This window comes from Microaerobacter geothermalis (assembly GCF_021608135.1).
In the GTDB taxonomy this organism is placed as follows: Bacteria; Bacillota; Bacilli; order DSM-22679; family DSM-22679; genus Microaerobacter; species Microaerobacter geothermalis.
In genome coordinates, this window is the sequence record NZ_JAKIHL010000011.1 from 35,841 (window position 1) to 48,486 (window position 12,646).

The window sequence follows — 12,646 nt, forward strand, 5'->3', positions numbered from 1 at the left end:
CATGGATAATCAAACACAACCTTACAAAAGTTCAAAACCGCATGTGATTTCATTTATATTATCTTTGCTTGTCACCTTACTCGCGTTTTGGGCAGTTGCCAGTGAGGAAGTATCAGCAGCATTTGCAGTACCGTTTATTTTACTGCTAGCTGTTATTCAGGTTGCTTTCCAGCTTTTTTATTGGATGCATATGAGTGAAAGAGGTCATTCATATCCATTGCTTTTCTTGGGAAGTGGACTATTGGTAGTTGTCGTGACGGTCATAGCATTTGCTTATTGGGTATGGTGGTAGTTTTGCTTTGGGATAACTATAGTTTTACACAATTGTGGAGTCCCTTTCTTCTCGTATTCACGATTAGTCTCGGTATTTTATATACCGCTGTCGTTGGGCCTTATCAACATTATGTCTCCAATAGCACACCGGTTGCCAAAGGGAAAATGTTGCTGTTCTACCTGGGGTTGGTTCTATTTTATCTAAGTAAAGGAAGTCCTTTAGACCTAATCGGACATCAATATCTTTTCAGTGCCCATATGTTTCAGCAGGCCCTTTTATATTTGTTTGTACCGCCTTTACTTCTTATTGGGACTCCTTCTTGGTTGATACGTTGGGTGATTGAGAAGTTATTGATAAAAAAATTGCTTCAGTTTTTCACTCATCCATTAATTGCAATCATGTTGTTTAATGTCCTGTTCTCCTTTTACCATATACCAAAGATTTTTGATATGATGATGATCAACCCTGTCATCGGAACCATCTACCAAGTGATCTTGTTCGCGACATCTTTTTTGATGTGGTGGCCGATTATTGGTCCCTTGCCTGAAATGAATCGCTTGTCCGATCTGTTGAAGTTTGCCCAAATTGTCGGAAACGGAATTCTTTTATATCCGGCCTGCGCATTAATTATTTTGGCTGATTCGGTGTTGTATCAGTCGTATGTTGGAGTTCCGCAATTATTTGCATTCTTACCTACACTGGATGATCAGCAATTGGGCGGAGTGATCATGAAGATTATGCAGGAAATTGCATTGGGTACAGCATTGGCATATACCTTTTTCCAATGGGTGAGAAAAGAAAAGGAGAAGGAAGAACCAGAGCCGATCTCGTAATTTTAACAACAGATGATGGAAGGGATAAATATGTCACAAATCTTAGCGTTAATTGGAACCTCATTTAATGTCATCAGCGCCATTTTGGTAGCAGTAGGTTGGCGTTTTGTAAGGGCTGGTAGAACCAATTCACATCGAAAAGTGATGGTTTTCGCCTTTCTTTTTGCTACTGGATTCTTCGTCATATATGTCACTCGGACTCTGGTTATAGGGAATACCCCATTTGGCGGTCCGGATGAATTGAAAGGATATTATTTAATCTTTCTATTCTTTCATATTATTCTTGTCACGATCTCAGCCGTTTTATGGGTGATCACGTTATATTTGGCATTCAATAAAAAATTCTCACTCCATAAGCGACTGGGTCCTTGGTCCGCCATGATATGGTTTGCTTCTGTAATCACTGGCGTCATTCTCTATATTGTCTTGTATGAGGTTTATCCTAGCGGGACCACTACCAGTCTGATAAAAGCGATTCTGCCCAATTAATCAGATTGCATATTGGTATCTGATACTCAATTCATATAGATAAGGGGATTCTCAAGTGAGACATCGCGTTTCTTTTATCACAACGATATTCACTTTTATCGTGTTATTTCTAGGGAACTTAGTAGTAGCCACGGAAGCCGGTGATGCCTGCGGCTCAGACTGGCCGTATTGTAATGGAAGTTTGATTCCTGATTTCACTGATCCTTTGGTTGTCATTGAATACAGCCATCGGCTTTTTACGGGCGGTTTGGGTTTTTTAATCCTCATTAACTTTTTTGTGGCCTGGAGAAAAAAGAGACCCGGAGAAAAGTCAGTAAAAGTTCTCGCACCTTTGAGTGTGCTCCTGCTGTTTACCCAAGCGTTTACTGGGGGATTAAATGTTTTATTAAACACTCCTCCAGGATTTACCACATTGGATGTATCCATTAGTTTAGCATTGTTGGTTAGCTTAGTTTTACTTACTGTTGCTTTAAAGCGGAAGCCGGTAGAAAAAATGGAGGAAGCTGATATCGATCAGCAGAAAAAATTAAAGAGGTTATATATTCCTTCTTTATTCGCAATTAGTTTCTTATATTTTCAAATTGTTTTGGGCGCATTTTTTAAGCATAGCGGAGCCAGTGAAATCGTCATGGGAATTCAACGATCTGAAAGGCTGTTTCACTCTATTCCCCTTTCACAGTTTCTCTACTTTATCCATGGAATTGTCTCATTGGGTGTAGCTGTCGCGGTAGCATGGGTTTTCTTTCATGCCCTCCAAAAGAAAGTACTTGTACGCTCATCATTGATTCTGGTCATTCTTGTTGTGTTTGAAACTATAGTCGGATTTATGACCGTCGTAACAAAGATAGCTGTTTATTCATCATCAATACACATGATAATTGCCACCATCACATTAACCGTTGGGGCCTACATTGTCGGAAAAGCTGGTTTTGGTGAATATTTCGTTATAAAAGAAAAGAATGATCATTCTGATTCAAGTTGTTGACTGATTAAAGAAAGGAGGTCTTTCCTTTGGAACGTTCCATTTCCATTGAAAGCTCCGTTGATCATAGCGTGAGGGATACGGTCAAAGCGAAAGCATCCATTAAAGATTATATCATGATGACCAAGCCTGGGATTACTTCCTCCAACGTATTGGGGACACTGGCCGGTTTTATGTTGGCGATGGGAGGAAGTTGGTTCACTACCAGCTCCCTGTGGACGTTATTGTGGACGGTGGTTGGAATTACATTGGTTATCTCTTCTGGCACCACATTAAACAATGTATTCGATAGAGATATTGATAAATATATGGAAAGAACCCAAGACCGGGCCATTACCAATGGCCGGATTTCATCCCGTAGAGCTACGGTATTAGGAATCATCTTTGCGATTTTAGGTGAAGGAATATTAACCCTTGGAGTTAATCCATTGGCCGCTATATTGGCTTTTATCGGGCTGTTTGATTATGTAGTTCTATATACTGCATGGTCTAAACGAACTACAACTTTAAATACCGTCATTGGAGGCATTTCCGGGGCTATGCCTCTTTTGACAGGATATGTTGCTGTAACTGAATCTTTGGATATCGTTGCCTGGACACTCTTTTCCTTCATGTTCTTATGGCAGACACCCCACTTTTTGGCTTTGGCAATGAGAAGGGTGGAGGAATACCGGCGGGTCAATATTCCTATGCTACCTGTTGTCATTGGCTTTAAGGGAACAAAGAGGCAAATATTATTCTATACGGCAGCACTGGTTCCTGTTTCACTTCTGCTATATTATTATCAGGTAGTAGGGGCTCTTTATTTATGGGTAACCGGAATTCTGGGAATAATTTATCTTGCCTTGGCTGTTAAAGGGGTCTTTATAAAGGAAGAAAAAGATATTCAATGGGCGAATATCATGTTCAGATATTCAATCATTTATCTCACGGTTATTTTTTTATTATTGATGGTCAATGCCCAATAAATTGAGTAATTTTTAAAAAATAGGTAATGATACTAGAGGAATGAAAAAAATGATATAGTTAATTAAAATAATTATAATTTTATATTGACACAAAATAAAATTAACTATATTATTATGTATGGAAAGTTGATAAACCAAAACTAGGAAATTGAGGAGGTCATCACCTATGCCATTAGTAGGTCGTCCTGCACCTGATTTTGAAATGGAGAGTACCAAAAATCTTGAAACTCTTAAAGAAAAAGTAAAGCTTGCTGACTATCGTGGAAAATGGTTGGTACTTTTCTTCTATCCACTTGATTTTACATTTGTTTGCCCGACTGAAATTACTGCATTAAGCGACAGGGCAGAGGAGTTTAAGAATTTAGATGCTGAGATTCTTGGAGTAAGCACAGATAGCGTATACAGCCACCGTGCATGGATCAACACTCCAAGGGATCAAAATGGATTGGGAGATTTGAATTACCCATTAGCTAGTGACATCACAAAAGAAGTAAGTCGTCAATATGATGTGTTAATTGAAGAAAAGGGTATTGCATTGAGAGGTTTGTTCATTATTGATCCGGAAGGAATTCTTCGCTACCAAGTCGTCCATGATTTGGATGTTGGACGCAGTGTAGATGAAACGTTACGTGTTCTTGAAGCATTACAGACTGGCTCACTCTGCCCCGCTAACTGGAAACCCGGTCAAAAAACTCTGTAAGAAATGAGTGAAAAGGTATGCCAATGAGGTTGGGAACCCCTATCCCATCATTGGAAGGGGCAACAGAATGGCTTAATGGAATGACAAATACCAATGAATTACAAGGCAGTCCAGTTCTTGTCCATTTTTGGGCCGTATCCTGCCATATATGTCATGAAACCATGCCTGAGGTTGTTCAGTATAAAGAAGAGTTTGCAAAACATGGTTTACAAGTGGTAGGAATCCATATGCCTAGACAAGAAAGTGATACCGATGTAGAGAAGGTAAAGGCTGATATTGATAAATACAACATCGCACAACCTGTTGCCATAGACAACATGCACAAGATCGCTGAAGCATTTGAAAATGAATTCGTCCCTGCCTTCTTTATCTTCGATGCAAATGGACATTTAAAATATAGGGCTGCTGGAGACCGCGGATTTAAAAATGTAAAACCTAAACTGGAAGAAGTATTAGGAATATAAGATAAAGAGCACTTCACAAGATGATGATGTGAGGTGCTCTTTTTTAAGAAAAGAACGATTGATGCAAACAAATTCCCCCGAACAAAGGGGGAATGGATATGTTACAAATTACTCTGGTTGGTGATTTCAACGGATCGATTGCCCCGGGCATTAACGATAAATTGCCCCATTTCACGGGATCTCTCCGTGGCCCGGGCTACGGCAGAGTGAATGGCTTCTACAAAACGGTAGTCATCCAGCGTTTGTAAGCCTGCCATCGTGGTGCCGCCAGGGGAAGTTACTTTTTTCCGCAGTAAGGACGGCTCCTCCTTCGTGGTAATTAGCATTTGAGCAGCTCCTAAAAGGGTCTGAATTGTTAGCTCCCTTGCAACCTCCGGCTCCAGTCCTTCTCTGATTCCTGCGCCCATGAGGGCTTCAACCAAATAATACACGTACGCTGGTCCGCTTCCGGAAAGGCCGGTTACGATATCAATATCTTTTTCTTCCACTTCACAGACTGATCCAATGGCCCGAAAGATTTCTTTGGCTGTTTCTATATGATGCGGAGTAGCCCAGTTACCTTTACAAAGGGCTGTAGCGGAAAGACCAATGGTTGAAGATGTATTGGGCATTGCCCTAATGATCGGTACAGGATATGGAAAAGATTCTTCAATTACTTGAGTTGAGACTCCCGCAGCCACTGAGATTAGGAGATGACTTGGATAAATCCATTCCTTTAGTTCATCAAGGGCATGCTCCATATCCTTTGGCTTCATCGCCAAAACCACCACTTGAACCTTTTTAAGCAGTTCCTTCTTATCCTCTGTCATCTGAATTCCGTATTTATTGCGCAGTTCATCTAGTCTTACTTTGTTTTCACGATTGGTTACCCATATATTATCCTTTTTGAGCAATTGATTTCGCAATATTCCGGTAATCATCGCCTCGGCCATCGAACCGGCTCCAATGAAACCTAACTGAAGATCTAGCATATGAATAACCTCCTTTTCGTTCGTGGTGAAAAATAAAAAACCCCTTTCATCCCTAAGGACGAAAGAAGGTCTTCCGCGGTACCACCTTAATTGGCTGTCAGCCCAAAACTTGATTCACCGTATCGGGGTGTTCCGTTCAGGTCATCCCTGAAAGCTCAAGGGCGGGTTCCGATGTTGTGAAGACAAGGCCTTTCAGCCACTGGGCCTTGTTCTCTAATCATCACAGATCTATCGTACTATTCCCTCTCATCACTCATCTATGTGTAATTCTTACTTATACAACATGATTAAAAGGTTTTCTGTTAGAAGTTTTTCTTATTTAATTATTATGCACAGATTTCTATATTAATGTCAAGGGCTCCCTTTAAATTTTTTGCTGAAATGGGTTAGTTGCATGATTTATTCATTGACGTTAACGTAAAGGTTAAATAAAATATGAACAAAGCTGAAAAGTATAAAAATTTATAAAATAGAAGGGAGCCTTATTCGACAACGTGAAATTGTACACGATTTCTGATTTAGCCCAGGAGTTTGATATCAGTACAAGAACAATCAGATATTATGAGGAGGTGGGATTAATCAGACCGGGCAGGACCTTATCAGGAATTCGCCAATATACCAAAAAAGATCGTACAAGGCTAAAACTGATTTTACGGGGAAAGAGATTTGGATTCTCACTTGATGAAATCAGAGAAATGATTGAATTGTTTGATGAGGACCGTACCGGATATAAACAATTGGAGAAGACCATACAGTATGGGAGGGAGAAAATTAAGGAGATTGATCAGAAAATTGAAGAATTATTGCAGCTCAGGGAAGACCTATGTCAATTAAAGGAGCAATTTGAACAGAAGATGCATCAGCAAAAACAGATCCATTGATTAACTGAAAAATCAAGCAATTCGTTGGGAGGAGGTACGGTGCTCTCTCTAAGAAATGATGGAGATGTATCAATTTTAGAAGGACGGGTAAATATTTTCGGGGTTTCTATGAAGGTTTTTCTTTACCTGATAGATGGGCTGTTAATTGATACTGGGCCAAAAACATTGCAAAAGGAAACGATTCCCCTTTTAATTCAATCACCTATTCATCAGGTGGCAATCACCCATATTCATGAAGATCATATTGGATCAGCTGGCTGGATAGAAAAAAATTTAAGAGTGCCCATCTATGTCCACCCTGAAGCAGTTTCAAAAACCCTACAGTTTTTCAAGCTTCCCCTATATCGAAAACTGTTCTGGGGAACACCGGAACCTTTTCATGGATTTCCTTTAGATCCAGTTGTAGTAACTGAGAGGTATCAGTTTCAGGTTATTGATACCCCTGGTCATGCAGATGACCATATTGTTCTTTATGAACCAAACCATGGTTGGCTTTTCACCGGAGATCTATTTTTGGGCATAAAGAAAAAAATGGGAATAGCCTGGGAGTCAATGCCTCTTTTGATGGATTCTTTGCGCCGTGTATTATCATTAGATTTTAATACTCTCTTTTGTGCTCATACCGGAAAAGTATCAGATGGCAAGGCTGGTATCCAGAAGAAATTGGATGAGTTGGAAAAACTGGAACAAATGGTTTTAGAGTTTTATCAACAGGGATGGACAGTAAAAGAAATTACTCGTTACCTTTTTCCCAAAAGGGATCCCATTGAACTATTTTCCTTGGGAGAAATGTCTCCTATTCATATTGTCAACTCGTTTATACAAAACAAAGAGAAGAAATCTAGGGATAAAAGAAATGAATAAATGAAAATGGGAGGTATAGCCACCCATCTATTATCTCCTGCTTTTACTCCAGAGGCTTTTCACGAAATGCCACCGGAAAAATCTTAAAAACCAAATTAAAGGAAAGAGGTAATCACATAAATACAAAATAATCTTAGGAGGAGTAAAGGAAATGTACGATTTTTTATTAGATAAAAAAGCAGAAGATATTCGGGAAGAGGCAAGAAGGTTTGTTAAGGACGATGTGCCACGGCAAATGCTTCTTGATATGGATAGTGATAAAATTCAATATCCTCGTAGCTTTATAGAAAAGGCAGCTAAGAATAAGCTGCTGGGGATTCGGTTTCCAAAAGAGTATGGGGGAAGGGGGTTAAATTGGGTAGCGGAAGTGGCTGTCTTAGAGGAAATCGGAGTTTTAGGCAGTGCCTTAGGCTGTTTATACTCACTTCCCAGTATTGTTGGAGAAGCTATATCCAAATTTGGATCAGAAGAATTAAAGAGAAAGTTCCTTATTCCTACCCTGGAGGGGAGGCTAACCTGTGCCGAGGCCCTTACTGAGCCGAGGGGAGGTTCGGACTTTTTTGGAACCACGACCTATGCGAGAAAAGAAGGTTCTGAATATATTTTGAATGGCCAAAAACGCTTCGTCGTTGGAGCAGAAGGGGCTGATTATTTTCTGGTGTATGCCAGAACCAATAAAGATGCACCATCCTATAAAGGAATTAGTGCGTTTATTGTTCCTAGGGGAGAAGGTGTTCGAATTGAATACGCGTACGGCTTGATGGGATCCCGTGGAGGGGGAGCTGGCAGAGTTCACTTTAAAGATTGTCGTATACCTGAGGAATACTTGGTCGGAAAGGAAAATGAAGGCGGGGTAATTTTTTATCAAATGATGATTCCTGAAAGACTGACCAGTGCGGCAGGGGCATTGGGCATGGCCAGGGCAGCCATTGAGGTGGCTTCTGATTATTCAACAAAGCGAAAAGCCTTTGGTCAGAAGATAAAGGAGTTTCAAGGAGTTAACTTTAAGGTGGCGGATAGTATTACCCAATTGGATGCAGCCCGGGGGATCGTATATCTGGCAGCTAAAGCCGTTGATAGTGATATGGATTCAGGTAAAAAAAGAAGGTTGGTATCTGAAGCCAAGAAATTTGCTACAGATACTGCTTGGAATGTAGTTAACCATGCCATGCAAATCATGGGAGGGATTGGCTATACCAATGTATATCCGGTAGAAAGGCTTTTAAGGGATATCCGTCTGACGATGATTTGGACGGGGACTAATGAAATTATGAATCTAATCATTCAGCACGAATGGTATAAGGAATTGGCTTCCAAAAAGGATGGGCGAAACTTGGAGTGGGATGCAGCAGAAGCAGATAAGGAAACGGAAAAGATTTATGAATGAATAAACAGGGATAGTGCCTCCAAGTATCAAAATATTCGTTAGAAAATTTAAAATTAAAAATTGATTCCCACAAAAAAATAAGATATAGTAATAGATAGAATATTATGAATGAGTATTCATTCAAATACAAAAAAGCATTTAGGGGAAGACATTAGGATCATACAAATGTTAATCACACATCTTAAACATAACCATTAATGAATGAGGAGATAAGGAGGTTTATGAGAGTATGGCAAGATCTATTCGAAAAGCAGCTGTTATTGGCGCCGGAGTGATGGGTTCAGGGATTGCTGCGCATCTAGCCAATGTGGGAATTCCCGTCCATTTATTGGACATTGTTCCCCAAAGCCTAACAGAAGAAGAGGAGAAAAAGGGGCTTACCCTTCAGCATCCTGCAGTCAGAAATCGTTTTTCCATTAAAGGTATAGAAACAGCCTTAAAATCAAAACCGGCATCCTTTTATAACAAGGAGGATGCTGATCTGATCACCGTTGGAAATCTGGAGGATGATCTGAACACTTTGCGTGATGCAGATTGGATCATCGAAGTGGTTGTGGAAAACCTGGAAGTAAAAAAATCCCTGTTTGAGCGGATTGAACCCTATCGAAAAGAGGGAGCTATTGTAAGCACCAATACATCAGGGATTTCCGTGAACAAAATGATAGAAGGACGCTCATTGGATTTTCGCCAGCATTTTGTCGGGACACACTTTTTTAATCCGCCTCGTTATCTGAAACTTCTCGAGATCATTCCCAATCAGGATACCCTTCCTGAAGTGGTGGATTTTATCAGCCGTTTTGCTGAAAAGACTTTAGGTAAAGGAGTCGTCATTGCCAAGGATACAGTGAATTTTATTGCCAACAGGATTGGAACCTATGGACTTCAGGTAACGATTCACGAAATGATGAATTTCGGCCTATCTATTGATGAAGTGGACAGCCTAACCGGTCCTGTTATTGGCCGGCCCAAAAGTGCCACCTTTCGTACTCTGGATGTGGTAGGACTAGATACCTATGTACATGTAGCAAACAATGTAAGGGCAAATGTAACGGAGGAATATGAGAAGGAAGCTTTTATTATTCCAGAATTTATTCAGGAAATGGTGACTCGAAAGTGGCTGGGACAAAAAACAAAACAGGGATTTTACCTAAAGCAAGGAAATGAGATCCTTACCCTTGATTACACCACACTGGAATACGGTCCCAAAAAGAAAATGAAGGCTCCTTCCCTTGAGGCGGCAAAGGCAGCTAAAGGGTTACCAGCCAAATTAAAAGCCTTGGTTTATGCCGATGATAAGGCTGGCAAATTCACCTGGAATATTTTGAAAAAGGTTTTCCTTTATTCTGCAGAGAAGCTTGGGGAGATTGCCGATGATATCGTGAGTATTGATCGGGCGATGAAATGGGGATTTAATTGGGAGATGGGTCCCTTTGAAATGTGGGATTCCATTGGGTTGGAGAAATCGGTGAAACGGATGGAAGAAGAAGGGGAAATTGTACCTAAATGGGTAAAAGACCTACTCGTTCAAGGGAAAACATCCTTTTATCAACAAGAAAATGGCGTTTATTCCTTCTATGTCACAAACGGGGAGTACCGTCTGTTGGAAGAGGCTCCCGAAAAAATTTCCCTTAAAGCATTAAAGGAACAAAAGAAAGTGATTAAATCTAATTCAGGGGCAAGTCTGATTGACCTGGGAGATGGTGTGGCCTGTCTTGAGTTTCATTCACCCAATAATGCCATTGGTGCAGATATCATTCAGATGATCAATTATTCAGTAGATGAAGTGGCTCGAAACTATGAAGGGATGGTTATCGGTAATCAAAGCAAGAATTTCTGCGTTGGGGCTAATTTAATGCTTCTTTTGATGGAAGCCCAGGATGAGAATTGGTTTGAAATTGAAATGATCGTCAAACAATTTCAAGATGCAACCATGAAGCTGAAATACAGTGAAAAACCAGTGGTAGCCGCCCCCTACGGCATGACTTTAGGTGGTGGCGCAGAGGTGGTACTTCCCACAGCGAAGGTTCAAGCCTCTGCCGAAACCTATATTGGCTTGGTCGAAGTAGGTGTCGGTTTGATTCCCGGAGGCGGTGGGAATAAGGAGCTTCTTTTAAGGCATTTGGAAGGAATCCCGGAAGGAGCCAATGTAGACTTGCAACCTCTGATCAATCAAACCTTTGAGAAGATTGCCATGGCAAAGGTATCCACCAGCGGAAAAGAAGGAAAAACCTTGGGTTTCTTCCGCAAAATGGATCAAATCAGTTATAACCAGGATTTTCTCATTTATGATGCAAAGCAAGCTGTATTATCTCTTGCCAAGAATGGGTATCAACCTCCGAAGCCGAAAAAAATTCGGGTGGTTGGGGAATCAGGATATGCCGTCATGAAATTGGGAGCTTACTCACTCAAGGTGGGAGGACAGATTAGTGACCATGACATGAAAATTGCGGAAAAATTGGCCTTTGTTCTTGCCGGAGGAAGGGTGCCTGCTGGTTCATTAGTTACAGAACAATATTTGCTGGATATTGAACGAGAAGCATTTTTAAGCCTATCGGGTGAACCCAAAACCCAAGAACGGATGCTTTATATGCTGCAAAAAGGAAAACCGTTAAGGAATTAGATGGAGGTGGAGAGAATGAAGGAAGCTGTCATTGTATCCGGAGTACGCACAGCGGTGGGAAAAGCAGGAAAGGGAACGTTGAAGGATGTCCGTCCTGATGATCTGGGGGGCCTGGTCATCAAAGAATTGGTTGCCCGCACACCTGGCTTGAATCCGGAAGAAATAGATGATGTTATTATCGGCTGTGCTTTTCCCGAGGCAGAACAGGGGATGAACCTAGGCCGAATTGTAGCCTTAAGGGCAGGATTGCCCAACTCAGTACCGGGAATCGTGATTAATCGCTTTTGTTCATCCGGGTTGCAATCCATCGCTTATGCTGCGGAAAAAATCATGGTTGGATATGCGGATGTGGTAATTGCCGGAGGAGTAGAAAGCATGAGCATGATTCCCATGGGAGGGCAAAAGCCCTCTCCAAATCCCTATCTTATGGATCACTATCCCGAAACCTATATGAGCATGGGTCATACCGCTGAACAGGTGGCCCAAAGGTTTGGAATCAGCAGGGAGGATCAGGATCAATTTGCCCTACAGAGTCATCAACGGGCTGCTGCTGCGATAAAAGAAGGGAAATTTAAAGATGAAATCGTACCCGTCACCGTAGAAAAGAAGATCATTGGTTCAAACGGAAAGGTCCAAGTGGAAAACGTGATCTTTGATACCGATGAAGGGGTCAGGGCTGATACATCCTTAGAAGTCCTGGCTCAACTAAGGCCTGTCTTTCATCCAAAAGGAAGTGTGACTGCAGGAAATGCATCCCAGACCAGCGACGGAGCCGCTGCGGTGATGGTGATGTCACGTGAAAAGGCAGATGCGTTAGGTCTTCAGCCTATGGCCATTTTCCGCTCCTTTGCCGTTGGTGGAGTAGATCCTGACATTATGGGCGTTGGACCTGTTGTTGCGATCCCGAAGGCATTGAAATTGGCAGGAATCAATCAGGATGATATTGATTTATTTGAGTTAAATGAAGCCTTTGCTTCCCAATCGATTCATGTCATTCGCACTTTGGGATTGGATCCGGAAAAGGTGAACGTAAACGGCGGAGCCATTGCGTTAGGACATCCCTTGGGATGTACCGGAAGTAAGCTAACCGTTTCATTGCTGCATGAGTTAAAGCGTCGGGGAGGTCGCTATGGTGTCGTCACCATGTGCATTGGCGGAGGAATGGGAGCCGCCGGCGTATTTGAAATGATTTCTTAAATAGGAGGACTGAAAA

At 41.4% G+C, this 12,646-nt stretch carries 13 protein-coding genes; 12 read left to right on the top strand and 1 reads right to left on the bottom strand.

What is annotated here, in order from left to right:
• Position 1 precedes the first annotated feature (1 nt).
• The 7 genes from L1765_RS06520 to L1765_RS06550 all read left to right on the top strand — a co-directional run bounded on the left by L1765_RS06520 (position 2) and on the right by L1765_RS06550 (position 4,710).
• Positions 2–292 carry a cytochrome C oxidase subunit IV family protein gene (locus L1765_RS06520; protein ID WP_236405845.1) on the top strand — a complete coding sequence of 97 codons (291 nt, stop codon included), beginning with the start codon at positions 2–4 and terminating at the stop codon, positions 290–292.
• A complete protein-coding gene (locus tag L1765_RS06525; RefSeq protein ID WP_236405846.1) occupies positions 283–1,107 on the top strand; it encodes a cytochrome c oxidase assembly protein in 825 nt (274 codons plus the stop codon). The genes L1765_RS06520 and L1765_RS06525 overlap by 10 nt, the downstream gene beginning before the upstream one ends.
• Before the next feature lie 30 nt (positions 1,108–1,137).
• A complete protein-coding gene (locus L1765_RS06530) occupies positions 1,138–1,596 on the top strand; it encodes a DUF420 domain-containing protein (RefSeq protein WP_268928760.1) in 459 nt (152 codons plus the stop codon).
• Between the two features lie 55 nt (positions 1,597–1,651).
• Positions 1,652–2,581, top strand: a complete 930-nt coding sequence (locus tag L1765_RS06535) for a COX15/CtaA family protein (RefSeq protein WP_236405847.1) — start codon at positions 1,652–1,654, stop codon at positions 2,579–2,581.
• Between the two features lie 26 nt (positions 2,582–2,607).
• Positions 2,608–3,546: a heme o synthase gene (gene cyoE, locus L1765_RS06540; protein WP_236405848.1), complete on the top strand. Its 939-nt coding sequence runs from the start codon at positions 2,608–2,610 to the stop codon at positions 3,544–3,546.
• A 166-nt stretch (positions 3,547–3,712) separates the two neighbouring features.
• A complete protein-coding gene (locus L1765_RS06545; protein WP_236405849.1) occupies positions 3,713–4,246 on the top strand; it encodes a peroxiredoxin in 534 nt (177 codons plus the stop codon).
• Between the two features lie 17 nt (positions 4,247–4,263).
• Positions 4,264–4,710, top strand: a complete 447-nt coding sequence (locus L1765_RS06550; protein WP_236405850.1) for a TlpA family protein disulfide reductase — start codon at positions 4,264–4,266, stop codon at positions 4,708–4,710.
• A gap of 101 nt (positions 4,711–4,811) precedes the next feature.
• On the opposite strand, the gene proC is transcribed toward L1765_RS06550, so the two are convergent.
• On the bottom strand, positions 4,812–5,681 hold the full coding sequence (proC, locus tag L1765_RS06555) for a pyrroline-5-carboxylate reductase (protein WP_236405851.1): 870 nt from the start codon (positions 5,679–5,681) through the stop codon (positions 4,812–4,814).
• A 494-nt stretch (positions 5,682–6,175) separates the two neighbouring features.
• Between proC and L1765_RS06560 the strand changes: the two genes are divergently transcribed.
• The 5 genes from L1765_RS06560 (at position 6,176) to L1765_RS06580 (ending at position 12,630) form a co-directional block, all read left to right on the top strand.
• Positions 6,176–6,562, top strand: a complete 387-nt coding sequence (locus L1765_RS06560; RefSeq protein WP_236405852.1) for a MerR family transcriptional regulator — start codon at positions 6,176–6,178, stop codon at positions 6,560–6,562.
• A 39-nt stretch (positions 6,563–6,601) separates the two neighbouring features.
• Entirely contained in the window at positions 6,602–7,426 is an 825-nt protein-coding gene (locus L1765_RS06565) for an MBL fold metallo-hydrolase (RefSeq protein ID WP_236405853.1), read from the top strand.
• A 151-nt stretch (positions 7,427–7,577) separates the two neighbouring features.
• Positions 7,578–8,813, top strand: a complete 1,236-nt coding sequence (locus L1765_RS06570) for an acyl-CoA dehydrogenase family protein (RefSeq protein WP_236405854.1) — start codon at positions 7,578–7,580, stop codon at positions 8,811–8,813.
• Positions 8,814–9,042: 229 nt separating this feature from the next.
• On the top strand, positions 9,043–11,433 hold the full coding sequence (locus L1765_RS06575; RefSeq protein WP_236405855.1) for a 3-hydroxyacyl-CoA dehydrogenase/enoyl-CoA hydratase family protein: 2,391 nt from the start codon (positions 9,043–9,045) through the stop codon (positions 11,431–11,433).
• A 15-nt stretch (positions 11,434–11,448) separates the two neighbouring features.
• Positions 11,449–12,630 carry an acetyl-CoA C-acetyltransferase gene (locus L1765_RS06580; RefSeq protein ID WP_236405856.1) on the top strand — a complete coding sequence of 394 codons (1,182 nt, stop codon included), beginning with the start codon at positions 11,449–11,451 and terminating at the stop codon, positions 12,628–12,630.
• The last annotated feature ends 16 nt before the right edge of the window (positions 12,631–12,646 follow it).

Bases quoted from the DNA above. Each gene is read 5' to 3' on its own strand.
- L1765_RS06580 (WP_236405856.1), top strand. From the start codon at position 11,449: ATGAAGGAAGCTGTCATTGTATCCGGAGTACGCACAGCGGTGGGAAAA.
- L1765_RS06550 (WP_236405850.1), top strand. From the start codon at position 4,264: ATGCCAATGAGGTTGGGAACCCCTATCCCATCATTGGAAGGGGCAACA.
- L1765_RS06525 (WP_236405846.1), top strand. From the start codon at position 283: ATGGTGGTAGTTTTGCTTTGGGATAACTATAGTTTTACACAATTGTGG.
- L1765_RS06530 (WP_268928760.1), top strand. From the start codon at position 1,138: ATGTCACAAATCTTAGCGTTAATTGGAACCTCATTTAATGTCATCAGC.
- L1765_RS06520 (WP_236405845.1), top strand. From the start codon at position 2: ATGGATAATCAAACACAACCTTACAAAAGTTCAAAACCGCATGTGATT.
- L1765_RS06570 (WP_236405854.1), top strand. From the start codon at position 7,578: ATGTACGATTTTTTATTAGATAAAAAAGCAGAAGATATTCGGGAAGAG.
- L1765_RS06545 (WP_236405849.1), top strand. From the start codon at position 3,713: ATGCCATTAGTAGGTCGTCCTGCACCTGATTTTGAAATGGAGAGTACC.
- proC (WP_236405851.1), bottom strand. From the start codon at position 5,681: ATGCTAGATCTTCAGTTAGGTTTCATTGGAGCCGGTTCGATGGCCGAG.
- L1765_RS06575 (WP_236405855.1), top strand. From the start codon at position 9,043: ATGGCAAGATCTATTCGAAAAGCAGCTGTTATTGGCGCCGGAGTGATG.